A 25,082-nucleotide genomic window follows, 5' to 3' on the forward strand; every position below is an offset into this window, starting at 1 on the left:
GTGGTTCAACGATGCCAAGGGTTTCGGTTTCATCAGCCGCGAAAACGGCGAGGACGTGTTCGTGCACTTCCGGGCGATCCAGACCCAGGGCTTCAAGAGCCTGAAGGAAGGCCAGAAGGTCAGCTTCACCGTGGTGCAGGGCCAGAAGGGCCTGCAGGCCGACGCGGTGCAGCCGCTCTGAGGCGTTGTCGCGCGCCGCGTCGCGCGCAGCAAAAAGGCCCGCACTGCGGGCCTTTTTGCGTTTCGGGGCAGGTCGCCGAGGCCGATCAGCGCGGCACGACGCGCCCGTTGACCACGCGCACATAGGTGTTCTCGCGCACACCGGCCAGGTCGCGCTGGTTGACCACGATCACCCGGCCGTCGTCCATCTGCACATGCACGTCGTAGGTGTCGCTGGTGACGTTCTTCTGGATCTGGTTGCCGGCGAGTGCGCCAGCCGCCGCGCCGGCCACCGCCGACACGTTCTGGTTGCCCTTGCTGCCGCCGGTGTGGTCGGAAATCTCGTGGCCGGCGACCGCGCCGACGATGCCGCCCAGGATCGCGCCCGTGGCCGACGGCGCGGTGCGGCCGGACGGTACGGTGTCGATGCGGGTGACGATGCCGCAGTCGGCGCAGCGGGTCTGGGTGTAACCGCCGCGCGCCGGCTGGCTGTAGCCGCCGCCGTAACCGCCGCCATAGCCCGGGGACGTGGCGCAGCCTGCCAGCGCCAGGGTCGCCACGGCAGCGGTGGCCATCAGTTGAATCTTCATGGGTGCTCTCCTCGACAGTGATGGAGCGCGGCGGCAGCGCCGCGTTCGCACGCATCCTGTCCACCCCTGCGTGAATGCAACGCCAACCCTGGCAGGTGCCGTTCAGCCTCGCGCCGGCTCGCGTCAGCGGCAATTCATCGAGACGCGCACTGGCACGTGCGCGGCGTTGCCACGCCGCCACCGCAGCGAGGCCTGCGTCGGTCCGTCAGCGAAACCCCTGCAGCAAGCTCGGTGCGGCTCTCAGCGAACGCTCAGCGGAAATCGCGGTGGCAGGCGTCGCAGCGTTCGTCGATCTGCTGGCGCGCCTGCGCCAGCGCGGCGCAGTCGGCCGGCGGCTGTGCCAGCGCCGCGTCCACACCGGCGCGCAGCGCATCGACGTGCTCGCGGAAGCGGCTGTCGTCGGCCAGGTCGGGAAACGCCGTGCCCAGTTCGTCGCCGAGCAGGCGCAGCGTGCGCAGCCGCGCCTGCGGACCCGCGCCGCTGCATTGCCGGTGCGCGGTGTCGCGTTCGAGCAGCGCCAGTTGCTTGCCCATCACCTGCATCAGGCTGCGCGGGAACGGATCCTGCCGCGCCTGCACCGCGCGCAGCGCCATCACCGTCAGCACCAGGCCGAGCAGCAGCCCGGCCAGCAACACGAACAGATAGCGGGACGCGGAAGCGGGCGGGGGCGGCTTGGCCATGGGTGGCATACACGGCGGGATGAAGTGCCGATGGTACGCCTGCGGCGACGCGTCGCGCGCGGGCCGCCAAGCCACGCCGCGAATCCCCAGTCCCCAATCCCGGCTCCCCAGGCAATCCCCTAAAATGCGCGGATGAACGAACAATGGCGCGAACGCTTCGCCGGCATCGACCGGCTCTACGGGCAAGGCACGATCGCGCGGCTGGCGCAGTGCCGGGTGGCGGTGGTGGGCATGGGCGGGGTCGGCTCGTGGGTGGTCGAGGCGCTGGCGCGCTCGGCCGTCGGGCATCTGACCCTGATCGACGCCGACGACATCTGCGTGTCCAACACCAACCGGCAACTGCCGGCACTGGCCGGTCAGTACGGGCGCAACAAGGCGGTGGCGATGGCCGAGCGCTGCGTGGCGATCAATCCGCAGATCGAGGCGGTGGCGGTCGAGGCTTTCCTCACCCCGACCAACATCGCCGAGTTGCTTGATGCCGGCTTCGACCTGGTGATCGATGCCTGCGACAGCTTTCGGGTCAAGGTCGAGACCATCGCCTGGTGCCGGCGGCGCAAGCTGCCGCTGCTGACCGTGGGCTCGGCCGGCGGGCGCACCGATCCGACCCTGGTGCGGATCCGCGACGTGTCGCGCACCGAGCACGACGCCATGCTGGCGCTGATCCGCAAGAAGCTGCGCAGCGAGTTCAATTTCCCCAAGAACCCGCAGCGCTATTTCGGCGTGCCGGCGGTGTACTCGCTGGAGAACGTGCGCTATCCGCAGGCCGATGGCAGCGTCTGCGGACTGCGGCCGGTGCTGGGGCCGGATGCGGCCTTGAACCTGGACTGCGGTGCCGGGCTGGGCGCGGCCACCCACATTACCGGTGCGTTCGCCTTCGCCGCGGTCGGCAAGGCGCTGGAGATGCTGTTGAAGCGCGCGGTGGCGCGCGAGGCGGCGGCCGCCTAGCGCGCGCTGGACGGCGGCGGCGCGTCCGGGGCGCGCGTGGCCGCGCCGCTCATCAGGTTGCGCTCGGTGCCGGCCTGCAGGAATGCCAGCCGTTCCAGGTCGTGCGCCGGCTGCGGCCGTCCGAACAGGAAGCCCTGAAAGTGCCGGCAACCCATCGCCGAAAGCATCTCGCACTGCTGCGCATCCTCGATGCCTTCGGCGAGCGCGACCATGCCCATCACCTCCGAGATCTCCACGATCTTGGCCAGCAGGCGCCGCGAGGACTCATCGGCCTTGGCGTCGTTGACGAACTGCCGGTCGATCTTGAGCTTGGTGACCGGCAGCGTCCTGAGCATGGCCAGCGACGAGAAGCCGGTGCCGAAATCGTCCAGCGCCCAGCCGATGCCGAACGCCTTGAGTTCGTGCATCTTGGCGCGCACCCCGGCGGTATCCACGTACAGCGCCGATTCGGTCAGCTCGAATTCCAGCGACGCCGGCGCCACCCCCTCGCTGGTGATCACCTGCTTCACCGACGCCACGAAGTTGGGATCGAGCAGCTGTACCGGGCTGACGTTCACCGCAACCACCAGCGCACGCAGATCCTGCTCGTGCGACCAGCGCCGCAGCGTGCTGCAGGCCTGACGCAGCACTTCCAGTCCCACGTCCCGGATCAGCTGGCTCTCTTCGGCCAGCGGGATGAATTTGTCCGGGGTCAGCAGCTTGCCGCTGGGATGGCGCCAGCGCACCAGCGCCTCGGCGCCGAGCATGCTGCCGTTCGCGCTCACCTGCGGCTGGTACAGCACCTCGATCTCGCCGTTGCCGACTGCGCGCGCCAGTTCCCGCTCCAGCGAAATGCGCGCGTTCACGTCGTTGCGGTAGATGTGCAGGATCGCCGCGAGCAGGCCGGCCGCGCAGGCCATGTTGGAGATCGCGCCGAGCCGGCGCATCCCCAGCGGTGGCGAGGACGCCGGCGCCAGCCAGTCCAGTTCTCCCGAACCGAACGCGACGAAGGCGCCCAGGCACGCCAGCGGGAACACCAGCGCGCGGTAGCGGCGGCTGCGGTCGAACACGAACAGCGCGCCGGCCGCCAGCGGTAGGAAGAAGGTGTGCACCGAGCGCGGCACCGTGCCGATCGGCGCATCGATGAACGAGATCACCAGCACCACCACGAACACGCCATGCGCCACCAGCGACAACGAAGCCTCGTCGCAATGGCGGCGGCGGCACAGCGCGAGCAGGCCGACCGCCGTGAGCCCGACGAAGGCGAGCGCCAGTTCCGGCCGGCCGTAGTACAGGTAGCACACGGTCCACAAGGCGCCGAGCGTGGTGCACGAGACCCCGGCCAGGGTCAGGGTGCTGCGCATCTTGCGGCTGCGATTGCTGTCGCGGAATTTCAGGGAGACCCAGCTTTCGCCGTTGGAGACGTGTTTCTCCGAACTCGCGGCGCTTTTCATCGTCGTGGCGCTCGCATGCGCGATGGCTCCGCTCGCGCCGGGGCGGCCGCGGAGGAGGCGATCGCACGCGTGCGCCGCGCGCTGTGGAGAAGCGGGTAGGGGATACGGCTTGCCGGTTGTTTCACGCCAGGATGATCCGATCTGCCAGAACGCGTGCCATCGAGCCGGCCGCCGAGCCTTTTGCTGAGAGCGAACGGGTTCACACTCCGGTGCCTGGCGGACAAAAGATCCGGTCGCCGTTCAGCGCGGTGCACAGTAGCAGAAGCCAGCAGGCGGAAACCCTGTCGAAAGACCGTGATCCGGTAGCCCAGTTCACAGTTTCGTACGAAAGATGCGCGGCAAGCGACGTTCGCGCGGATTGCTGCAGCGTGGAGCTGCGCGTTGGCCAGCGTGCCTGCGTGCCGAGCGGCGCTTCCGCGGGGCGCCGCCACGCCGGCGAGCGGTGTGCGCTGTGTCTGCGGGACAGCCCTGCGTCAGCCCGGCGCGGCTGTGTCGGGAAGCACGTCGGGCAGGCCGAACAGCCGCCGCGCGTTGGCCGTGGTCTGCGCGGCGATGGAGGCGGCAGGTGCGTCGCGCAACTCGGCGATGGTGTCCAGCACCGTGCGCAGCCGTGCCGGTTCGTTGCGCTGGCCGCGGATCGCGGCATCGGGCTGGTCCGGCGCATCGGTTTCCAGCAGCAGCTGTTGCAACGGCACCGTGGCGGCGAGCCGGCGCAGGCGCTGCGCCCGTGCGTAGGTGACCGGCCCGCCCAGGCCGATCAGGAAATCCAGCGACCGCAACTGTGCCGCCTGCTCGGCGCTGCCGGCGAAACTGTGCACCACGCCACGCAGGCGCCCGACCTTGCGGATCGCCAGGATCACCGCGTCCACCGCGCGCCGCGCATGCACGATCACCGGCAGGTCGAACTCGCGTGCCAGTTGCAGCTGGCCGGTGAAGTAGCGCTGCTGCTCGGCTTCGTCCAAGCCTTCGACGAAGAAGTCCAGGCCGCATTCGCCGATCGCGCAGGGACGCTCGCGTTCGATCCACTCGCCGAGCAAGGGCAGGTGCTCGGGCCGGTGCTGGTTCAGGAACAGCGGATGCAGGCCATACGCCGGATACAGGCCGGGCGCGGCCGCGCAGACCGCACGCAGCTTCGCCCAGGACGCCGCGGTCACCGCCGGCACCACCTGCGCCTGCACGCCCGCCGCCTGCGCGCGCGCGATCACCGCGTCGCGGTCCGGATCGAACTCCTCCGCGTCCAGGTGGCAGTGGCTGTCGATCAACGGCATCGGCGCTCAGCGGCGCGCGCGTTGCGCGGTCGAGTTCAGCGGCTCGGTGGCCGGCGCCGGGGTGCGGGTCTTCCAGTTGGCCAGCAGCAGGGTGCCCAGGCCGAACACGATCTCGTCGATGAAGGGCACCGGATCGGGCAGCAGCACGCTCAGCACGAACAGCCCGGCGGTGATCTTGAACAGCGTCGGGTAGCGCAATTTGCCCGCCCAGCGCAGCAGCGGATAGACGATCGGGTTGGACATGTCAGGTGCTCCGGGGCAGCGGTGGAAACGCTAACAGCTTTGATATGGCGACGTTCCGGGGGCGTTACCAGTTGCGTGTACGCCGCGTTACTGAATAGGGAGCGGATCGGTTCAGCTTCGGCATGGTAATCACAGCACCGTAGACAACGCGGTCAGCCCGCAGGAGAGCACACATGAAAAGCACTACGACAACCGTTCTGGTCGCGGCTGGCGCCTTGCTGGTCGGCGGCGTCGCCACCGCGGCCTTCATGAACAATCGCGACAAACCCGTGGACGTCGCCAGCGGCGACGTGCGCCCGGCCCTGGACAATACCCGCGGCGACAGCGCGATGGACAACAGCGTCGGCGGCAAGCTCGAGTACGCCGACGTGGTCCGGGTTGACCCGATCACCCAGAAGCAGCAGCGCTACGCCGAGGTGATCGGCACCGAGCCGCTGCGCCAGACCTCCACCACCACCACGCCGCGCCAGGTGTGCAATGACGTGGTGGTGCAGGAGCGCCTGCCCGAGCGCGACGGCAATGTCGGCGGCACCGTGGTCGGCGCGGTGGTCGGCGGCCTGCTCGGCAACCAGATCGGCCATGGCAACGGCCGCAAGGCCGCGACTGCGGCCGGCGCGGTGGCCGGTGGCTTCATCGGCAACCGCATCGACCAGAACCATGTAGGCGGCCGCGTGGTCGACCGTACCGAGCGCCAGTGCCACACCGAGAACAGCACCGCGCAGTCCTCGACCATCACCGGCTACAACGTGACCTACCGCAACGACGACGGCACCACCGGCACCATGCGCATGGACAGCAAGCCGGGCAGCCGCATCGCCATGGGCACGCAGGACGTGGTCAAGGGCTATGACGTGACCTACCGTTACGACGGCCAGGAAAAGACCGTGCGCATGGACGACCGCCCGAACAGCGACCGCCTGCCGGTGCTGGACGGCCGCCTGGTCACCCAGACCGCCTCGGCCGGCGACGTCGCCGTCAGCCAGCGCTGAGTCGCAGCGCGGTTGCACCTCCGAAGGCCGGCGCTTGCGTCGGCCTTCGTCTATCTGCGGGCGGCGGCGCGGGCGGGGCCGATACAATGCGGTTTTCGCCGTGGATGCCGTCATGCCCCTGCCTTGCGACGACCTGTTCAACGTAGCCGCGCTGCTCAGCGAGGAGGAGCGCGCGATCCAGCAGGCGGTGGCGCGCTTCGTCGATGCCAAGGTGTTGCCGGTGATCGGCGAGGCCTTCGACCAGGCGCGATTCCCGCGCGAACTGGTGCCGGAACTGGCGCAACTGGGGCTGCTCGGCGCCAGCCTGCCCGCCGGGCAAGGCGGTGGCGGCCTCAACGCGGTCTGCTACGGCCTGATCTGCCAGGAACTGGAGCGCGGCGACAGCGGCCTGCGCAGCTTCGTCAGCGTGCAGTCCTCGCTGTGCATGTACCCGATCCATGCCTACGGCAGCGACGCGCAACGCCAGCGCTGGCTGCCGGCGATGGCCGCCGGCACGGCGATCGGCTGCTTCGGCCTGACCGAGTCCCAGGGCGGCTCCGACCCGGCGGCGATGCAGACCCGTGCGGTGCGCGACGGCGATGGTTGGCGCCTGAGCGGCAGCAAGATGTGGATCACCAACGGCAGCATCGCCGACGTGGCGATCGTGTGGGCGCAGACCGACGATGGCATCCAGGGTTTCCTGGTCGAGGCCGGCACCCCGGGCTTCGGCACCCAGGACATCGCGCACAAGATGAGCCTGCGCGCCTCGGTGACCTCGGCGCTGTTCTTCGACGACGTGCGCCTGCCCGACAGCCAGCGCCTGCCCGGCGTGCGCGGCTTGAAGGGGCCGCTGGGCTGCCTGACCCAGGCCCGCTACGGCATCAGCTGGGGCGCGATCGGCGCGGCCATCGCCTGCCTGCGCGAGGCGCTGGCCTATGCCGGCGAGCGCATGCTGTTCGGGCGGCCGCTGGCGGCGACCCAGAGCGCGCAGATCAAGCTGGCCGACATGGCACGGCGCATCGCCAGCGCGCAGTTGCTGGCGCTGCAACTGGGCCGGCTCAAGGACGCCGGCACGCTGCAGCCGGCGCAGGTATCGCTGGCCAAGTGGAACAACGTGCGCATGGCCCTGGACATCGCCCGCGAATGCCGCGACCTGCTCGGCGGCGCCGGCATCACCACCGACTACGGCGCGATCCGGCATGCGCTGAACCTGGAATCGGTGATCACCTACGAGGGCACCGAGACCGTGCACCAACTGGTGGTCGGCCGCGAACTGACCGGCATCAATGCGTTTTGAAGCCATCGCCCGCGGCCGGCTGCGGGCCTGTTCACAGGAGAACCGACGATGAGCGTCTTCGATGTGCGCGTGGAAACCGAGCGCCTGGTGCTGCGCCCGCCCACTGCCGAGGATTTCGCGGCGTTCTGCGCCTTTTCCGCCGACACCGAGACCATGCATCACCTTGGCGGCGTGCAGGCGCCATCGGTGGTCTGGCGCAGCCTGACCTCGCTGGTCGGCAGCTGGCAGTTGCAGGGCTTTGCGATGTTCTCGGTGATCGAGAAGCGCAGCGGGCAGTGGATCGGCCGGGTCGGTCCCTGGCAGCCGCACGGCTGGCCGGGTCCGGAGGTCGGCTGGGGCATCGCCCGCGCGTTCTGGGGCCAGGGCTATGCGCCGGAGGCGGCCGCGTCGTCGATCGACTGGGCGTTCGCGCAATTGGGCTGGACCGAGGTGATCCACACCATCGTGCCGGACAACGCCAACTCCAAGGCGGTGGCGGCCAAGCTAGGCTCGCGCTACCTGCGCCAGGACCGCCTGCCCGAGCCGCTGCAGGTGTTCGAGGTGGAAGTGTGGGGCCAGTCGCGCGCGCAGTGGCAGGCGCGGCGCTGAGCCACGACGACGGCAGCATTCGACACAGGAGCAGCACATGGCATCCGAACGTTTTCCCCTGACCGTGTACGGCATGGCGCTGTCCGGCAATTGCTACAAGGTGCGGCTGTTGCTGGACCAGCTCGGTTGCGGCTACCGCTGGGTCGAGGTCGACAGCGCCAACGGCCAGACCCGCACCCCGGCGTTCCTGGCCAAGAATCCCAACGGCAAGGTGCCGCTGCTGGAACGCGAGGACGGGCGCGTGCTGGCCGAATCCAACGCCATCCTGTGCTGGCTGGCCGAGGGCACCGGGTATCTGCCCGCCGATCCCTGGCAGCGCGCGCAGGCGCTGAGCTGGCTGTTCTTCGAGCAGTACAGCCACGAACCCTATGTGGCGGTGGCGCGCTTCGTCTGCGGCTGGACGCCGCCCGACTCGCCGCGGCGCGCCGAACTCCCACGCCTGCGCGAGGGCGCGACGCGGGCGCTGGCGGTGATGGAGCAGCACCTGCAGGCGCAGGCCTGGTTCACCGGGCCGGCCTACGGCATCGCCGATATCGCGTTGTTCGCCTATACGCATTGCGCCGGCGATGCCGGCATCGCGCTGACCCAGTATCCGGCGCTGTGCGACTGGCTGCAGCGGGTGCGCGCGACGCCGGGTTTCGTGGCGCTGCCGCCGCTGCCGGAGGACGTGCGCGCCCGCCTGGCGCATGCCGGTGCAGACGTGGCGTTCACCTGACTGCCGCGCGCCGGCGGCTAGCCTGCAGGTCCATTCGGTCAGGAGTAACGCCATGAGCCAGTACCGCATCGCCGTGTTCGTCGGCAGCCTGCGCAAGGAATCGTTCAACCGGCGCCTGGCGCACGCGCTGGAGCGACTTGCGGGCGACCGCGCCCGTTTCGAGTACGTCGAGATCGGCGACCTTCCGCTGTACAACCAGGATCACGACCACGACTATCCGGCGCAGGGCCGGCGCCTGAAGACGCAGGTCAGCGGCGCCGACGCGGTGCTGTTCGTCACCCCCGAATACAACCGTTCCATTCCCGGCGTGCTCAAGAACGCCATCGACCTGGGCTCGCGGCCGTACGGCGAGAGCGCCTTCGCCGGCAAGCCGGCCGCGGTGTGCGGGACCTCGCCGGGGGCGATCGGCACCGCCATGGCGCAGCAGCACCTGCGCAACGTGCTGGCCTACCTGGACATGCCGGTGCTGGGGCAGCCGGAGATCTTTCTGCAGTTCAAGGAGGGCCTGATCGCCGAGGACGGCGCGATCGACGACGAGCGCACGCGCAAGTTCCTCGCCGGCTTCGTCGACAAGTTCATCGCCTGGATCGACGAACTGCAGGCCTGAAGCGCCACCGCGGCGCGTGCCGTGGTGCGCGGATGGGGCAGGGCGGGCCTTGTGCGACGCGGCCTCGGCGAGGTTCTCAACCGCTTGTCCCCAGACTTGTCCCCAGCCTCTGGCGAGGCGGGACGACGCAGGTGCCGCTGCTCAGGCAGGCGCCCTGTGTCGAGCGTCGCCCTAGCCCCGGCCGGGCGCGGCGACTAAAATCGGCGCCCGGGCCGCGGTGAGGCCGCGCCCGGCGCCCGCGCCCCACAGAGAAGACCCAGCCTATGTCCGCCCGTCCCGGCTACCGCGGCGATCGCAAAAGCGAGCGCAGCGAACGCAGCGAGCCGCGTCTCGACCAGTTGCGCGTGCCGCCGCACTCGATCGAGGCCGAACAGGCCGTGCTCGGCGGCCTGATGCTGGCACCGGACGCCTACGACCGGGTCAACGACCAGCTCACCGAGAACGATTTCTACCGGCGCGATCACCAGTTGATCTATCGCGCGATCCGCGAGTTGGCCGAGAAGGGACGCCCGTTCGATGCGGTGACCCTGGGCGAGTGGTTCGAATCGCAGGGCAAGCTGGAGATGGTCGGCGATGGCGCCTACCTGATCGAACTGGCCAGCACCACGCCCTCGGCGGCCAATATCGTCGCCTACGCCGAGATCGTCCGCGACAAGGCGGTGCTGCGGCAGTTGATCGAGGTCGGCACCACCATCGTCAACGACGGTTTCCAGCCGGAAGGGCGCGAGAGTTCGGAACTGCTGGCGTCGGCGGAAAAGGCGGTGTTCCAGATCGCCGAGGCCGGTGCGCGCGGGCGCAGCGACTTCGTGGCGATGCCCGGCGCGTTGAAGGACGCGTTCGAGGAACTGCGCAACCGCTTCGAGAACGGCGGCAACATCACCGGCCTGCCGACCGGCTACAACGACTTCGACGCGATGACCGCCGGCCTGCAGCCGACCGACCTGATCATCCTCGCCGCGCGTCCGGCGATGGGCAAGACCACCTTCGCGCTGAACATCGCCGAGTACGCGGCGATCAAGTCGAAGAAGGCGGTGGCGGTGTTCTCGATGGAAATGTCCGCCTCGCAGCTGGCGATGCGCCTGATCTCCTCCAACGGCCGCATCAACGCGCAGCGCCTGCGCACCGGCCAGCTCGAGGACGAGGACTGGGCGCGCGTCACCGGCGCGATCAAGATGCTCAAGGAGACCAAGATCTTCATCGACGACACGCCGGGCGTGTCGCCGGAAGTGCTGCGCTCCAAGGCGCGCCGGCTCAAGCGCGAGCACGACCTGGGCCTGATCGTGATCGACTACCTGCAGCTGATGTCGGTGCCCGGCAACAGCGAGAACCGCGCCACCGAGATCTCGGAGATCTCGCGCTCGCTCAAGGGCCTGGCCAAGGAGCTGGGGGTGCCGGTGATCGCGTTGTCGCAGCTCAACCGCTCGCTGGAAACCCGCACCGACAAGCGCCCGGTGATGGCCGACCTGCGCGAATCGGGCGCGATCGAGCAGGATGCGGACATGATCGTGTTCATCTACCGCGACGACTACTACAACAAGGAAAATTCGCCGGACAAGGGTCTGGCCGAAATCATCATCGGCAAGCACCGCGGCGGCCCGACCGGGTCGTGCAAGCTCAAGTTCTTCGGCGAATACACCCGCTTCGACAATCTCGCCCACGACTCGGTGGGCGCGTTCGAGTAAGCCTGCGCGCTACGCGCACGTCATCTTGCGAGTGCGGCGCCCGGTACGTTCCGGGCGCCGGCTTGAGGGCGCGATGCAGCGATCAGTAGGGAATCTCGATCTCGGCGTTGCTGGTGGCGTCGTAGGTGTTGGCGCCGTACTCGGCGTGGTGGGTGCAGACCACGGTGATCTTGCGATAGATGCCGTAGACGAAGTTCGACTTGAAGTGCACGTCGACCAGCGCGCCGTTGCCTTCCTCGTCGTAGTCGGTGGTGTAGCCGTTGCCGATCTGGTCGTAGGCGTTGCAGCGCACGTTGATGTAGTTGGCATCGACGCGGTCGTTGTTGGCGTTGGCGAAGCGCGAGTACGCGCGGATCTTCAGGCGCTTGCCGCCGGCCGGACGTCCGTCGGACTCGTAGCCCTGGTTCTGGATCACCCCCTGCAGCGTGTAGACCGGCGTGCTGCCACCGCCGCCGCCGCCGCCGCACTCGATGCCGTTGTCGAGGCTGACCTCGTTCTGTAGCTGGATGGGTTCGGCGGTGCAGGCCATCGCCAGCGGGGCGGCGAGGCTCAGCGCGAGGGTGAGGGTGGCTTTTGCGATGCGCTTGTCCATGGATCTTGCTCTCCTGAGAGTCTTGCGGATGTCTGCGATGGGCATGACCGTGCTGCGCCGTTGGCTGCCCGCAGCGCGTCGCGGCCCTGTCGATGCAGGTCCGGGCGCGGGCGGTTCGGGCCGCACGCAGCCGCGCTCGCCGGCCGTGATGACCGTGAGATCGCAGAGGCGATGGCGGATGTTCCCCCAGTGCGCGCGAGACGGCCGTGGCCATGTCGTGCGCGGTGCAGCGAAAGCACGGATGACGTCCTTCCCCGGAACGTCATCCATCAGCAGCGGTCGCGGCGCCGTTTCGACATGACGGCGCCCGCCACGGCGTTATAGCAGGGCGGACGAGGCGCGCGTGCGCGGCGCGCGGCGATGTCTACGAAATCCGGCCAGCGCAACACTTGCTGCGCCAGGATCGGCGGTGTCGAAGCATGTGCGACTCGCGCCGCATGCTCACCTGGCCGCTGCACCCGATCCGTATCATGGCGCGTCCTTCGCTGCGTCCCCTCGCATGAGCTACGCCATCGTCTGGTTCCGGCGCGACCTGCGCCTGCACGATCAACCTGCCCTGCAGGCCGCGCTGGATGCCGGGCATACGCCGGTGCCGGTGTATCTGCACAGCCCGGAAGACGAGGGCGCCTGGGCCGCCGGCGCGGCTTCGCGCAGTTGGCTGCAGCGCTCGCTGGCGGCATTGGACGCGCAACTGCGCGCGCGCGGTTCGCGCCTGATCCTGCGCCAGGGCCCGGCCGAGACCGCCTTGCGCCAGGTGATCGCCGACTGCGACGCGGTGGCGGTGTACTGGAACCGCCGCTACGAGCCGGCCACGCAGCCGCGCGATGCGCGGCTCAAGCGCGAACTGCGCGAGCAGGGCCTGGAGGTGCACAGCCACAACAGCGCGCTGCTGTTCGAACCCTGGCAACTGGCGACGCAGCAGGGCGGCCCGTACAAGGTGTTCACCCCGTTCTGGCGCAGTGCCTTGAGCCATTGGCAGGTGCCCGCGTTGCAGGCCGCGTCGAAGACGCTGCCAGCGCCGCCCAAGGATCTGGACAGCCTGCCGCTGGAACGACTCGGCCTGGCGCCGGCGCTGGACTGGGACCGCGGCTTCTGGGAGGTCTGGCAGCCGGGCGAGGCGGGCGCACACGAGGCGCTGGACGTGTTCGTCGACGGCGCGCTGCGCGACTATCTCGATGGCCGCGACCGCCCCGACCAGGTCGGCACCTCGCGGCTGTCGCCGCACCTGCATTTCGGCGAGATCGCGCCGTGGCGCATCGTCGCCACCCTGGAGCGCCATCGCCGTGCCGCCACTGCCGCGGCCATCGACGGTTACATCCGCCAACTGGGCTGGCGCGATTTCGCCCACCACCTGCTGCACCATTTCCCGGACACGCCCGAGCGCAACCTCAATCCGCGCTTCGAGCGCTTTCGCTGGGCCAGGCCCGATGCGGCGACATTGCACGCCTGGCAGCGCGGACGCACCGGCGTGCCGATCGTCGATGCCGGCCTGCGCGAGCTGTGGCACACCGGCTGGATGCACAACCGCGTGCGCATGATCGTCGCCAGCTACCTGTGCAAGCACCTGCGCGTGCATTGGTCCGAAGGCGCACGCTGGTTCTGGGACACCCTGGTCGATGCCGACCTGGCCAACAACACCCTGGGCTGGCAGTGGGTGGCCGGCACCGGCGCCGATGCCGCGCCGTATTTCCGCGTGTTCAACCCGGTGACCCAGGCGCAGAAGTTCGATCCGAAGGGCGAGTACATCGCGCGTTGGGTGCCGGAACTGGCGGCGCTGCCGGTGGCCGACCGCTTCGCGCCCTGGCAGGCGCCGCAGCGGCTGGCGCACGCCGCCCCGCAGTATCCGCGGCAGCCGATCGTGGACCTGGCCGCCGGCCGCGATGCGGCGCTGGCCGCCTATCGCGAGACCGCCGCCGGCTGAGCACGGGCGCGGTGTTGCGCGGCGCAGCACGGCCGCAGGCGCGATTGACGCCCTTCGCGGGGCCATGATTCACTCCGGGCTCGGACAGGAGCCCGCATGGCCACCAGCTCAGCTCGCCGCAAGCCGCAGCGCGAACCGATGTCGCGCGTGGACACCGCCTGGTTGCGGATGGACCGGCCGACCAATCCGATGATGATCACCGGCGTGCTGATGTTCGACGAGCCGCTGACCCTGCCTGCGCTCAAGCAACTGGTGCGCAAGCGCTTCCTGGCCTTCCCGCGGTTCCTGCAGAAGCCGGTGGAGACCGCCACCGGCGCCTACTGGCAGCGCGACGACGATTTCGATCTGGACTGGCACGTGCGCCTGTCGGCCTTGCCCGGGCGCGGGCAGAAGAAGGCGCTGGAGCGCTTCGCCGGGCAGATGGCCTCCACGCCCTTGGACAAGACCAAGCCGCTGTGGCAGTTCCACCTGATCGAGCGCTACGAAGGCGGCTCGGCGCTGGTGGCGCGCATCCACCACAGCTACGCCGACGGCATCGCGCTGGTGCAGGTGCTGCTGTCGCTGACCGATACCCAGCGCACCCCGGAGCCGTCGGCGCAGCTCGGGCGCGCCTGGCTCAAGGACGACGGCAAGGAGGTGGTGCGCCGGGTCGGCGCGGTGGACCGCTACCTCAAGCTCGGCGGGCGCATGCTCGACAAGGGCCGGGCGATGGCGCAGGACCCGAACCTGCCGCAGATGCTGGCGCGCGAAGGCGGGCTGATCGGCCGCGAACTGGTCAATGCGTTGCTGCTGGCCGACGATCCGCCGACGCTGCTGCGCGGCCGCCTCGGCGTCAGCAAGCGCGTGGCCTGGGCCGAGCCGCTGGACCTGGACGAGGTCAAGGCGGTGGGCCGCGCCTGCGACTGCACGGTCAACGACGTGCTGATGGCGACCATGGCCGGCGCCTTGCGCGACTACATGCTCGAACGCGGCGAACGCCTGGACGGGGTGACCCTGCGCGCCACCGTGCCGGTCAACCTGCGCCCGCTGGAGCACGCGCGCAAGCTCGGCAACCACTTCGGCCTGGTGTTCCTGGACCTGCCGGTGGGCGAGGCCAACCCGGTGCGGCGCCTGCAGTGCGTGGCCGAGTCGATGCAGCAGCTCAAGCAGTCGCGGCAGGCGATGGTGGTGTTCGGCCTGCTGGCGGCGGTGGGCATGGCGCCGGCGGCGCTGCAGTCGGCTGCGCTGGACCTGTTCAGCCGCAAGGCCACCACCGTGGCGACCAACGTGCCGGGGCCGCAGCAGCCGCTGTACCTGGCCGGCAGCCGCGTGCGCGAGATGATGTTCTGGGTGCCGCAGACCGGCTCGATCGGTGTCGGCGTGTCGATCATGAGCTACAACCACCGCGTGCACTTCGGCCTGATCGGCGATGCGCGGCTGATTCCCGATCCGGACGCGGTGATGCGGCGGGTCGGCGCCGAATTCGAAAAGCTGCTGTACCTGGCGCTGATGGGCGATTGGGAGCAGCCGCTGCGCGCGGCCGACGCCGAAGACCTGCTGCCGTCTTCCTGAACCGGGCGCATCGCGCGCCGGGCTGCGTTCATCCGCGCCTCGCGTGGCCCTGTTTATGCTGCCGCCACGTCAAACCAGGTTCGGAGAGAACATGATGAAAACGACCACCCTCCGCGGCGTGTCCGTGGCCCTGGCCAGTGCGCTGGTGCTGTCCGCCTGCGCCACCGGCGGCTCCTACGTGCAGCGCGACCAGTACGGCAATCCTACCGAGCAGCAGAACCGCACCGGCCGCGGCGCGCTGATCGGCACCGCGGTCGGCGTCGCCGCCGGCCTGCTCAGCGGCAGCAGCGCCACCGAGCGCCGCCAGCACGCGATGATCGGCGCCGGCATCGGCGCGCTCAGCGGCGCGGCGATCGGCAACTACCAGGATCGGCAGGAACGCGCGCTGCGCGAGCGCACCGCCAACACCGGTATCGACGTGCGCCGCGACGGCGACAACATCACCCTCAATCTGCCCGACGGCATCACCTTCGACTTCAACCAGTCCACGCTCAAGCCGCAGTTCTATTCGGCGCTCAACGGCGTGGCCCAGACCCTGGGCGAATACAACCAGACCATGATCGAGGTGGTCGGCCACACCGACAGCATCGGCAGCGATGCGGTCAACCAGCGTCTGTCCGAACAGCGCGCGTCCTCGGTGGCCGCCTACCTGACCGCGCAGGGCGTGCAGCCCGAGCGCATCCAGACCCTGGGCGCGGGCAAGAAGTACCCGATCGCCGACAACAGCACCGAGGCCGGTCGCGCGCAGAACCGCCGCGTGGAGATCCGCGTGGTGCCGCTGCGCGCCTCGGCCGGCTGACCGATCCGCCGACCGCAACGACGAACGGGCCGCACTGCGGCCCGTTCGCGTTTCTGCGCTGCTGCGACGCGTTGTGCGCAGCGCGGCTCAGACCAGTGCCGCGTCCTCTTCGTCCTCGGCTTCCGTCTCCAGCGTCGCCGGCACCGGCGCCGGTGTGGCTGCGACGCGCGGCAGGCTGGCCAGCGATTGCGTGTTCATCGCCACGCCGCTGCACAAAGTGAACTCCGCGCCGTCCTCGGCCTGCTGTGTGGCCAGCTTGGCCGGGCACTGCGCCATCATGTAGCTGACGTCGAAGTTGAGCTTGTCGACCAGGAAGTCGACGAAGGCGCGCACCTTCGGCGAGAGCATGCGCCCGCCCGGGAACACCGCGTTGAAGTCCAGGTCCGGCCCGACCCAGCCGCCGAGCACGCGCCGCGCCTTGCCGGCCTCGATCAGCGGCTTGATCGTCGCGTCGCTGGCCAGCACCAGGCCTTCGCCGCAGACCAGGCCGCCGATCAGCGCCGCCGAATCGTTGGCCAGCAGGATCGGCTGGACCAGGAATTCGCCGCTCTGCTTGCCGTTGCGCAGCGGCCAGCACAGCCGGGTGCCGCCGCCGCGGCCGTTGCTCAGCGCCAGCGTGCGGTGGTGCTGCAGGTCGTCCGGATGCAGCGGTTCGCCATGCCGCTCGATGTAGTAGGGACTGGCGAAGACCTGGGTGCGGAAGGTGGCGAGCTTGCGCGCGACCATGGTCGAATCCGGCAGCGTGCCCATGTGCAGGGCCACGTCCACGCCTTCGGCGATCGGGTCGACCTTGTCGCTGGTCATGATCATCTCCAGGCGCACTTCCGGATGCTGGCGGTGGAATTCGCCCAGGATCGGCGCCACCCAGGAAATGCCGGCCGAATAGGGCACGCTGAAGCGCAGCCAGCCGCGCGGGCCGGCCTGCAGCTGGCCCACCGCGCTCTCGGCTTCCTCCAGTTCGCGGGCGATGCGCTGGCAATGCTCGTGGTAGACCGCGCCGGCCTCGGTCAGCCCGAGCCGGCGCGTGGTCCGGTGCAGCAGGCGCGCGCCCAGCCGTGCCTCCAGGTCCTGCACCTTGCGGCTGACGGTGGTCTTGGGCAGGCCGAGGGCATTGGCCGCGGCGATGAAGCTGCCTTGCTCGACCACCTTGACGAAGATCAGGGTGTCGTTCAGATCGTGGCTCATGGCGGTTCCTTGAGGTGGAGACGATTGGACCGATAGCGGGACGATTATTCCCCTTAATTCGGACTAATCAAGTGCGGCTTTGGCGCCTAATTTGTCCGCATTCGCCATCACCGACGAGCTTTGCCCATGTCGATGCGCACGCTGTTCCAGTTTTTCGCCTGCCCCGATCGCCAGCCGCGGCGCCGTTCCGCGCCGGTGGCGACGGCGCAATCCCTTTACCCGAGGGCGTTTCGCGAGTTCACGCCGCCGCCGCGGCGGCAGGGCGGCAGCAGCCTGCGCCTGGGCGCGTCCGGTCGCGACCGCCTGGGTCGGATTGCGATTGTCCCGTCCGCGGGAGGAAAAGTCCCGTGAGCGGGATGTTGGCCCCCGAAGTCCTGGTCCTCGGGGGCAGCGGCACGGTCGGGCAGGGGGTGGTCCAGGCGTTGCTGGAGGCGGGCAGCCCGGTGCTGGCGGTGGCGCGCGACCGCGCCCGCCTGACCGCGCTGCGCGATCGCCACCGCGACGAACCCGGGCTGGACGTGCTGAGCGGTTCGGTCGGCACAGACGCTGCTGCCGCGGCCCTGGTCGCCGAGATCGCGCAGCGGCCGCGGCCGCTGGCCGCGGTGGTCGCCGCCCTGGGCAGTCCGCTGCGCCCCGGGCGCCTGCTGGAGCGGCCGCTGGGCGCGCTGCGCCGGCGCCTGGATGCGGATCTGCTGCCGCATCTGGCTGCCGCCCGGCATCTGTTGCCGCTGCTGGGGCAGCACGAGCGCGGCGCCCGTTACGTGCTGCTGGGCAGTCCCTGCGCGCTGCGTGCCTGGTCCGGGCATGGCGACAGTTCGGTGACGGCGGCAGCGATCCGCATGCTTGCCCAGGTGCTGCACGAGGAAGCCAAGCCGCTCGGCGTGCACGTGCATCTGCTGTCGCTGTCCGCCCCGGTGTGCCGCAGCGACGACGCCATCGGCGACTGCCCGGAGTGGTTCACCACCCTCGGCGTCGGCCGCGCCGTGGTTCACCTGCTTGCCGATGCGCAGCGGCCGGACCGCGCCCTGGTCGAGATCGACCGCCGCCACTTTGCCCAGCCGCGCAGCGCCTTGCTCACCCCCTTGCCGTTTTCCTTCTCCACCCACGAGGTCTCTCAATGAATCCGATTCCGATGCCGTCGCGCCTGCTGCCGGGCGCACTGCGCCCGCTGGCGGTGGCGCTGCTGGTCGCCACGCTCACCGCCTGCGGCGGCAAGGCCAACGAACAGGGCGCGCCGCCGCCGCCGAGCGTGGGCGTGGCGCCCGCGCTGCAGAAGCAGATCAGTCAGTGGGACGAGTTCAGCGGCCGCGTCGAGGCGGTCGAGCACGTCGACCTGCGCCCGCGCGTGTCCGGCTACATCGACAAGGTCAACTACGTCGAAGGGCAGGAGGTGAAGAAGGGCGATGTGCTGTTCACCATCGACGCGCGTAGCTACCGCGCCGACTTGGCCCGCGCCGAGGCCGACCTGGCGCGCGCACGCACCCAGGCCAAGCTCAGCGCCAGCGAGGCCGCGCGCGCCAAGACCCTGTCCGAACAGCAGGCCATCTCCACCGAGAGCTGGGAACAGCGGCGTGCCGCGGCCGAACAGGCACAGGCCGACGTGCTGGCCGCGCAGGCGGCGGTGGACAGCGCACGCCTGAACCTGGAATGGACCCAGGTGCGCGCGCCGATCGCCGGCCGCGCCGGCCGCGCGATGGTCACCGCCGGCAACCTGGTCAGCGCCGGCGACAGCGCCAGCGTGCTGACCACGCTGGTGTCGCTGGACAAGGTGCATGTGTACTTCGACGCGGATGAGGGCACCTTCCTGCGCTATGCGCAGATGGCGCGCGACGGCCAGCGCCCGAGCGAGCGCGACGGCAGCCTGCCGGTGCAGGTCGGCCTGGTCGGCGAGGACGGCTATCCGCATGCCGGCAAGGTCGATTTCCTCGACAACCAACTGGTGCGCAGCACCGGCACCATCCATGTGCGCGCGTTGCTGGACAACGCCGATCGCCGCTTCACCCCCGGCCTGTTCGCGCGGGTGCGGCTGCTCGGCAGCGGTCGCTTCGACGCGGTGCTGATCGACGACCGCGCGGTGCTCACCGACCAGGACCGCAAGTACGTCTACGTGGTCGACAAGGACGGCAAGGCGCAGCGGCGCGACGTGCAGCTCGGCCGCAGCGCCGACGGCCTGCGCATCGTGCAAAGCGGCTTGTCCGCCGGCGACAAGGTCATCGTCGACGGCGTGCAGAAGGTGTTCATGCCCGGCATGCCGGTGCAGGCCAAGCCGATCGCGCAGACCGCGTCTCCTGCCGCACCGCGCCAGGCCGTCGCCCTCGACTGAGTCGCGGGCGCCGACGCAGCACCGGCCGGGTCATCACCTGCCGGCCGCGCCCCGCCGGGCCCGCGATGGCCCGGCGTCGCCACCGGCATGCCTGCGTCCGCGCCTGGCCCCCCGTTTCATCCGTTTCCAGGACCACCACCCATGGACTTTTCCAGATTCTTCATCGACCGGCCGATCTTCGCCGCCGTGCTGTCGATCGTCATCTTCGCCGCGGGCCTGATCGCCATCCCGCTGCTGCCCATCGGCGAATACCCGGACGTGGTGCCGCCTTCGGTGGTGGTGCGCACGGTGTATCCGGGCGCCAACCCCAAGGTCATCGCCGAGACCGTCGCCACGCCGCTGGAGGAAGCGATCAACGGCGTGGAGAACATGATGTACATCAAGTCGGTCGCCGGCTCCGACGGCGTGCTGCAGATGACCGTGACCTTCCGCCCGGGCACCGATCCGGACGATGCCGCGGTCAAGGTGCAGAACCGCGTGGCGCAGGCGCAGGCGCGCCTGCCCGAGGACGTGCGCCGGCAGGGCGTGACCACGCAGAAGCAGTCGCCGACCTTCCTGATGGTGGTGCACCTGACCTCGCCCAAGGGCAAGTACGACACCCTGTATCTGCGCAACTACGCGCGCCTGCACGTCAAGGACGCGCTGGCACGGATCCAGGGCGTGGGCGATGCGCAGGTGTTCGGCGGCGGCGACTACGCGATGCGTGCGTGGCTGGATCCGGAGCGGGTGGCCGCGCGCGGGCTCACCGCCAGCGATGTGGTCGCGGCCATGCGCGAGCAGAACGTGCAGGTCTCCGCCGGCCAGCTCGGCGCCGAGCCGATGCCGGAGAGCAAGTTCCTGACCCTGATCAACGCGCAGGGCCGCCTGCGCACCGAACAGGAGTTCGGCGACATCGTGCTCAAGGTCGGCGCCGACGGCCAGACCGTGCGCCTGTCCGACGTCGCCCGCCTGCAGCTGGGCGCCGGCGACTACACCCTGCGCGCGCAGCTGGACGGCAAGAACGCGGTCGGCATCGGCATCTTCCAGGCGCCGGGCGCCAATGCGTTGCAGATCCGCGACCAGGTCATCGCCAAGATGGACGAACTGACCAAGCAGTTCCCGGACGACGTGAAGTACGAAGCGGTGTACGACACCACCATCTTCGTGCGCGACTCGATCAGCGCGGTGGTCCACACCCTGCTGGAGGCGGTGCTGCTGGTGGTGCTGGTGGTGATCCTGTTCCTGCAGACCTGGCGCGCCTCGATCATTCCGCTGATCGCGGTGCCGGTGTCGGTGGTAGGCACCTTCGCCGCGCTGTACCTGCTGGGCTTCTCGATCAACACGCTGACCCTGTTCGGGCTGGTGCTGGCGATCGGCATCGTGGTCGACGATGCGATCGTGGTGGTGGAGAACGTGGAGCGCAACATCGAGGAGGGGCTGACCCCGCTGGCGGCCGCCCACCAGGCGATGCGCGAGGTGTCCGGCCCGATCATCGCGATCGCGCTGGTGCTGTGCGCGGTGTTCGTGCCGATGGCGTTCCTGTCCGGGGTCACCGGGCAGTTCTACAAGCAGTTCGCGGTGACCATCGCCATCTCCACGGTGATCTCGGCGATCAACTCGCTGACCCTGTCGCCGGCGCTGGCCGCGCGCCTGCTGCAAGGCCATGACGCGCCCAAGGACCGCCTGTCGCGCGGCATGGAGCGGCTGTTCGGCGGCTGGCTGTTCCGTCCGTTCAACCGCTTCTTCCACCGCAGTTCCGACCGCTACCAGGGTGCGGTGTCGCGCATCCTCGGCCGCCGCGGCGCGGTGTTCGCGGTGTACGTGGCGCTGCTGCTGGTCACCGGGCTGATGTTCAAGGCGGTGCCGGGCGGCTTCATCCCGACCCAGGACAAGATGTACCTGATCGCCGGTGTGAAGCTGCCGGAGGGCGCCTCGATCGAGCGCACCGACGCGATGCTGCGCAAGGTCGCCACCATCGCCATGCAGACCGACGGCGTGGCCCACGCGATCTCGTTCCCGGGCCTCAACGCGCTGCAGTTCACCAATACGCCCAACACCGGCGTGGTGTTCCTGCCACTGAAGCCGTTCGCCGAGCGCCACCGCAGCGCGCTGGAAATCAATGCCGAGATCAACCAGCGCATCTCGCAGCTGGGCGAGGGCATGTCGTTCGCCTTCATGCCGCCGCCGATCCTCGGCCTGGGCAACGGCAACGGCTACCAGTTGTTCATCGAGGACCGTGCCAACCTCGGCTACGGCGCGCTGCAGAACGCGGTCAGCACCATGCAGGGCGCGGTGGCGCAGACCCCGGGCATGAGTTTCCCGATCGGCACCTACCAGGCCAACGTGCCGCAGCTCGATGCCGAGGTCGACCGGGTCAAGGCCAAGGCCCAGGGCGTGGCCCTGACCGATCTGTTCGACACCTTGCAGACCTACCTGGGCTCGACCTACGTCAACGACTTCAACCAGTTCGGCCGCACCTGGCAGGTGATCGCCCAGGCCGATGCGCCGTTCCGCGAGAGCGTGGAGGACATCGCCCGGTTGCGCACCCGCAATGCCAACGGCGAAATGGTGCCGATCGGCTCGATGGTGACGATCAAGCAGACCTACGGCCCGGACCCGGTGCTGCGCTACAACGGCTATCCGGCCGCCGACCTGGCCGGCGAAGCGGATGCGCGCTCGCTGTCCTCGGCCGAGGCGATGGCCAAGATCACCCAGATCGCCAAGCAGGTGCTGCCCAACGGCATGGAGATCGAGTGGACCGACCTGAGCTACCAGCAGGCGACTCAGGGCAATGCGGCGCTGGTGGTGTTCCCGCTGGCGGTGCTGCTGGCGTTCCTGGTGCTGGCCGCGCTGTACGAGAGCTGGACGCTGCCGCTGGCGGTGATCCTGATCGTGCCGATGACCCTGCTGTCGGCGCTGTTCGGGGTGTGGCTGAGCGGCGGCGACAACAACGTGTTCGTGCAGGTGGGTCTGGTGGTGCTGATGGGCCTGGCGTGCAAGAACGCGATCCTGATCGTCGAGTTCGCCCGCGAACTGGAACTGCAGGGCAAGGGCATCGTCGAATCGGCGCTGCAGGCCTGCCGCCTGCGCCTGCGCCCGATCGTGATGACCTCCATCGCCTTCATCGCCGGCACGGTGCCGCTGGTGTTCTCGCATGGCGCGGGCGCGGAAGTGCGCTCTGCCACCGGCATCACCGTGTTCGCCGGCATGCTGGGCGTGACCCTGTTCGGTCTGTTCCTCACCCCCGTGTTCTATGTCGCCCTGCGCAAGCTGGCCGGGCGGCCGCTGGTCTCGCATGCGCCGGCCCACGCCGACGCGCCTGCGCACGGCTGATCCTTTTCCCATCCTTCTCAGGAGTTTCGCAATGAACGCAGCACACAAGATCGCTTTGGTCACCGGCGCCACCCGCGGCATCGGCTTGCACACCGTGCGGCAGCTGGCCGAAGCCGGCGTGCACACCCTGCTGGCCGGGCGCGACGCGACCCGCGCCAGCGCCGCGGCCCTGGAACTGCAGGGCGAGGGCCTGCCGGTGGAGCCGCTGACCCTGGACGTCACCGACGCCGCCAGCATCGCCGCCGCAGTGGAGACGGTGCGCGCACGCCATGGGCGGCTGGACATCCTGGTCAACAACGCCGGCATCCTGCGCGACGACCCGCGCCTGAGCGTGTCGCAGCAGAGCCTGGAGACCTGGCGCGAGACCTTCGACACCAACCTGTTCGGCCTGATCGCGGTCACCCAGGGGTTCCTGCCGCTGCTGCGCGAGGCGCCGGCCGCGCGCATCGTCAACGTCTCCAGCGTGCTCGGTTCGCTCGCCCTGCACAGCCAGCCCGGGTCGCCGATCTACGACTTCAAGGTGCCGGCCTACAACGTGTCCAAGAGCGCGGTGAATGCCTGGACCATCCAGTTGGCCTATGAACTGCGCGAAACCCCGATCAAGGTCAACACCATCCACCCCGGCTACGTGAAGACCGACATGAACGCGGGCGAGGGCGAGCTGGAAGTGGCCGACGGCGCGCGCAGCAGCGTGATGATGGCGTTGCTCGACGCCGACGGCCCCACCGGCAGCTACACCCATGTCGGACAGGTGCTGCCATGGTGATCCGTCCCGTCTTCGGCGCACTGGCGCTGGCGCTGCTCAGCGCCTGCGCCAGCGTCGGCCCCGACTACCGCGCACCGGCGCAGCCGCCCGTGGCCCTGCAGGGCGCCGCGTCGCCGGTGTTCGCGACCGACTCGCCGGTCGCATCCTGGTGGGCGCAGTTCGACGACCCGGTGCTGGAACAGCTGGTGCACGACGGCCTGGTCGCCAACCTGGACCTGCGCCTCGCCCTGGCGCGCGTGCACGAGGCGCGCGCGGTCTTCGCCGAGCAGCACCTGGACCAGGCGCCGCATGTCACCGCCGGCGGCGACTACACCCGCGGCAAGGCCCCGGACGCGGACGCCGGCGGCGCGCGCGTGCTCACCGAAAGCTACCGGCTCGGCTTCGATGCCGGCTGGGAGCTGGACCTGTTCGGGCGCCAGCGCCGCGCCAGCGAAGCGGCGCGTGCGAACCTGGAAGCCGAACAGGCCGGCCTGGCCGACGCCCAGGTCACCGTGGCCGCGGAGGTGGCACGCAACTACTTCGCCCTGCGCGGCACGCAGAAGCGCATCGCGCTGGCGCGGACCACGCTGGACAACCTGCGCGACACCCAGCGGCTGACCGAGACCCGTTGGCGACTGGGCGCCGGCAGCGAACTGGACGTGCAGAGCAGCCGCGCGCGGCTGAAGGCGATCGAGGCCGACATCCCGTTGCTGGAAGTCGATGCCGCACAGGCGCGGCACCGGCTGGCGGTGCTGCTGGGCAAGCCGCCGGGCGCGCTCGATGCATTGCTGGCGCCGCAGCCGACCCCGGCCTATGCACGGGCCTTGCCGCTGGGCGATACCACGCAGTTGCTGCGCCGGCGTCCGGACGTGCGCATCGCCGAACGCCGTCTGGCGGCGGCGACCGCGCGGGTCGGCGTGGCCACCGCCGACCTGTTCCCGCGGATCAGCCTGTCCGGCTTCGTCGGCTTCCTGTCCGGCGACGCCGGCGCCTTGCTGCACGGCCGCAGCAAGGCCTGGTCGCTGACCCCGTCGATCCAGTGGGCGGCGTTCGACCTGGGCAGTGTGCGGGCACGCCTGCGCGCGAGCGAAGCGCAGGCCGACGGCGCCGCAGCCGACTACGAGAAAGCCGTGCTCGGCGCACTGGAGGACACCGAGAACGCCTTGACCGCCTATGCCCACGAACAAGCGCGGCTGGCGATCGTGGCCGAACAGACGCAGGCGGCGCAGCGTGCCGAGGCGTTGGCGCAGATCCGCTATCGCGAAGGCTCGGAGGATTTCCTGACCCTGCTCGATGCGCAGCGCACGCAACTGACCGCCGAGGCGGCCCTGGCCGACGCCGAAGCGGCGGTGAACATCGGCGTGGTGCGGGTGTACAAGGCGCTTGGTGGTTGGGGGCAGGACGCGGGCACGGAGGCCGGCAGTAGGGACGTCGCGACCACCGCGGTGGCGGCGTCCGCGGTGCAGGCGCCCTGAGCAG

General features: G+C 69.8%; 24 protein-coding genes. 17 read left to right on the top strand and 7 right to left on the bottom strand.

Features of this window, described 5'->3' with window-relative positions; translation table 11 throughout:
• The coding region (locus CEK65_RS13475; protein ID WP_152182063.1) for a cold-shock protein at positions 1–181 on the top strand (181 nt) is incomplete at its 5' end.
• 85 nt (positions 182–266) lie between these two features.
• On the opposite strand, the gene CEK65_RS13480 is transcribed toward CEK65_RS13475, so the two are convergent.
• Together CEK65_RS13480 and CEK65_RS13485 are read right to left on the bottom strand one after the other, a co-directional pair.
• On the bottom strand, positions 267–749 hold the full coding sequence (locus CEK65_RS13480; RefSeq protein ID WP_017912805.1) for a glycine zipper 2TM domain-containing protein: 483 nt from the start codon (positions 747–749) through the stop codon (positions 267–269).
• Between the two features lie 251 nt (positions 750–1,000).
• Positions 1,001–1,429: a hypothetical protein gene (locus CEK65_RS13485; RefSeq protein ID WP_152182064.1), complete on the bottom strand. Its 429-nt coding sequence runs from the start codon at positions 1,427–1,429 to the stop codon at positions 1,001–1,003.
• 132 nt (positions 1,430–1,561) lie between these two features.
• Between CEK65_RS13485 and CEK65_RS13490 the strand changes: the two genes are divergently transcribed.
• Positions 1,562–2,374, top strand: a complete 813-nt coding sequence (locus CEK65_RS13490) for a tRNA threonylcarbamoyladenosine dehydratase (protein ID WP_152182065.1) — start codon at positions 1,562–1,564, stop codon at positions 2,372–2,374.
• On the opposite strand, the gene CEK65_RS13495 is transcribed toward CEK65_RS13490, so the two are convergent.
• The 3 genes from CEK65_RS13495 to CEK65_RS13505 form a co-directional block, all read right to left on the bottom strand.
• Entirely contained in the window at positions 2,371–3,807 is a 1,437-nt protein-coding gene (locus tag CEK65_RS13495) for an EAL domain-containing protein (protein ID WP_017909026.1), read from the bottom strand. The two genes, CEK65_RS13490 and CEK65_RS13495, sit on opposite strands and share 4 nt — an antisense overlap.
• Before the next feature lie 473 nt (positions 3,808–4,280).
• Positions 4,281–5,075, bottom strand: a complete 795-nt coding sequence (locus CEK65_RS13500; RefSeq protein WP_152182066.1) for a TatD family hydrolase — start codon at positions 5,073–5,075, stop codon at positions 4,281–4,283.
• 6 nt (positions 5,076–5,081) lie between these two features.
• Positions 5,082–5,318: a DUF6116 family protein gene (locus tag CEK65_RS13505; protein ID WP_152182067.1), complete on the bottom strand. Its 237-nt coding sequence runs from the start codon at positions 5,316–5,318 to the stop codon at positions 5,082–5,084.
• Between the two features lie 173 nt (positions 5,319–5,491).
• On the opposite strand from CEK65_RS13505, the gene CEK65_RS13510 reads away from it, so the two are divergent.
• From CEK65_RS13510 to CEK65_RS13535, 6 genes are all read left to right on the top strand, one after another.
• The gene (locus CEK65_RS13510) at positions 5,492–6,307 is read left to right on the top strand and encodes a glycine zipper 2TM domain-containing protein (RefSeq protein ID WP_026143201.1); all 816 of its coding nucleotides are present in this window, start codon (positions 5,492–5,494) and stop codon (positions 6,305–6,307) included.
• 100 nt (positions 6,308–6,407) lie between these two features.
• Positions 6,408–7,583: an acyl-CoA dehydrogenase family protein gene (locus CEK65_RS13515; RefSeq protein WP_193314792.1), complete on the top strand. Its 1,176-nt coding sequence runs from the start codon at positions 6,408–6,410 to the stop codon at positions 7,581–7,583.
• A 48-nt stretch (positions 7,584–7,631) separates the two neighbouring features.
• Positions 7,632–8,171, top strand: a complete 540-nt coding sequence (locus CEK65_RS13520) for a GNAT family N-acetyltransferase (protein ID WP_152182069.1) — start codon at positions 7,632–7,634, stop codon at positions 8,169–8,171.
• A 37-nt stretch (positions 8,172–8,208) separates the two neighbouring features.
• Entirely contained in the window at positions 8,209–8,886 is a 678-nt protein-coding gene (locus tag CEK65_RS13525) for a glutathione S-transferase family protein (RefSeq protein ID WP_152182070.1), read from the top strand.
• 52 nt (positions 8,887–8,938) lie between these two features.
• Entirely contained in the window at positions 8,939–9,493 is a 555-nt protein-coding gene (locus CEK65_RS13530; RefSeq protein WP_017912795.1) for an NADPH-dependent FMN reductase, read from the top strand.
• Positions 9,494–9,756: 263 nt separating this feature from the next.
• Positions 9,757–11,175 (top strand): replicative DNA helicase, encoded by a 1,419-nt coding sequence (locus tag CEK65_RS13535; protein WP_017909018.1) that lies wholly within the window; start codon positions 9,757–9,759, stop codon positions 11,173–11,175.
• Positions 11,176–11,257: 82 nt separating this feature from the next.
• Here CEK65_RS13535 and CEK65_RS13540 read toward each other — a convergent pair whose 3' ends face one another.
• Positions 11,258–11,767 carry a hypothetical protein gene (locus CEK65_RS13540; RefSeq protein WP_152182071.1) on the bottom strand — a complete coding sequence of 170 codons (510 nt, stop codon included), beginning with the start codon at positions 11,765–11,767 and terminating at the stop codon, positions 11,258–11,260.
• Between the two features lie 499 nt (positions 11,768–12,266).
• Between CEK65_RS13540 and CEK65_RS13545 the strand changes: the two genes are divergently transcribed.
• The 3 genes from CEK65_RS13545 (at position 12,267) to CEK65_RS13555 (ending at position 16,038) form a co-directional block, all read left to right on the top strand.
• Positions 12,267–13,688 (top strand): deoxyribodipyrimidine photo-lyase, encoded by a 1,422-nt coding sequence (locus CEK65_RS13545; RefSeq protein WP_152182072.1) that lies wholly within the window; start codon positions 12,267–12,269, stop codon positions 13,686–13,688.
• A gap of 96 nt (positions 13,689–13,784) precedes the next feature.
• Positions 13,785–15,239 carry a wax ester/triacylglycerol synthase family O-acyltransferase gene (locus CEK65_RS13550; RefSeq protein ID WP_017909015.1) on the top strand — a complete coding sequence of 485 codons (1,455 nt, stop codon included), beginning with the start codon at positions 13,785–13,787 and terminating at the stop codon, positions 15,237–15,239.
• Between the two features lie 91 nt (positions 15,240–15,330).
• Positions 15,331–16,038, top strand: a complete 708-nt coding sequence (locus tag CEK65_RS13555) for an OmpA family protein (protein WP_198526544.1) — start codon at positions 15,331–15,333, stop codon at positions 16,036–16,038.
• Positions 16,039–16,125: 87 nt separating this feature from the next.
• Here CEK65_RS13555 and CEK65_RS13560 read toward each other — a convergent pair whose 3' ends face one another.
• Complete coding sequence (locus CEK65_RS13560; protein ID WP_152182073.1) at positions 16,126–17,223, bottom strand: LysR family transcriptional regulator; 1,098 nt, start codon at positions 17,221–17,223, stop codon at positions 16,126–16,128.
• A gap of 126 nt (positions 17,224–17,349) precedes the next feature.
• Between CEK65_RS13560 and CEK65_RS13565 the strand changes: the two genes are divergently transcribed.
• From CEK65_RS13565 to CEK65_RS13590, 6 genes are all read left to right on the top strand, one after another.
• The gene (locus CEK65_RS13565) at positions 17,350–17,574 is read left to right on the top strand and encodes a hypothetical protein (protein WP_152182074.1); all 225 of its coding nucleotides are present in this window, start codon (positions 17,350–17,352) and stop codon (positions 17,572–17,574) included.
• Complete coding sequence (locus CEK65_RS13570) at positions 17,571–18,344, top strand: SDR family oxidoreductase (RefSeq protein WP_193314793.1); 774 nt, start codon at positions 17,571–17,573, stop codon at positions 18,342–18,344. Before CEK65_RS13565 ends, CEK65_RS13570 begins: the two co-directional genes overlap by 4 nt.
• A complete protein-coding gene (locus CEK65_RS13575; RefSeq protein WP_152182075.1) occupies positions 18,341–19,546 on the top strand; it encodes an efflux RND transporter periplasmic adaptor subunit in 1,206 nt (401 codons plus the stop codon). The genes CEK65_RS13570 and CEK65_RS13575 overlap by 4 nt, the downstream gene beginning before the upstream one ends.
• A 141-nt stretch (positions 19,547–19,687) precedes the next feature.
• Positions 19,688–22,858 carry a multidrug efflux RND transporter permease subunit gene (locus tag CEK65_RS13580; protein WP_017909474.1) on the top strand — a complete coding sequence of 1,057 codons (3,171 nt, stop codon included), beginning with the start codon at positions 19,688–19,690 and terminating at the stop codon, positions 22,856–22,858.
• Between the two features lie 31 nt (positions 22,859–22,889).
• Positions 22,890–23,624: an SDR family oxidoreductase gene (locus CEK65_RS13585; protein WP_017909475.1), complete on the top strand. Its 735-nt coding sequence runs from the start codon at positions 22,890–22,892 to the stop codon at positions 23,622–23,624.
• Positions 23,618–25,078, top strand: a complete 1,461-nt coding sequence (locus CEK65_RS13590; RefSeq protein ID WP_152182076.1) for an efflux transporter outer membrane subunit — start codon at positions 23,618–23,620, stop codon at positions 25,076–25,078. The genes CEK65_RS13585 and CEK65_RS13590 overlap by 7 nt, the downstream gene beginning before the upstream one ends.
• Positions 25,079–25,082: the final 4 nt, after the last annotated feature.

The organism is Xanthomonas sp. LMG 12459 (assembly GCF_009192905.1).
Classification (GTDB): domain Bacteria; phylum Pseudomonadota; class Gammaproteobacteria; order Xanthomonadales; family Xanthomonadaceae; genus Xanthomonas_A; species Xanthomonas_A sontii.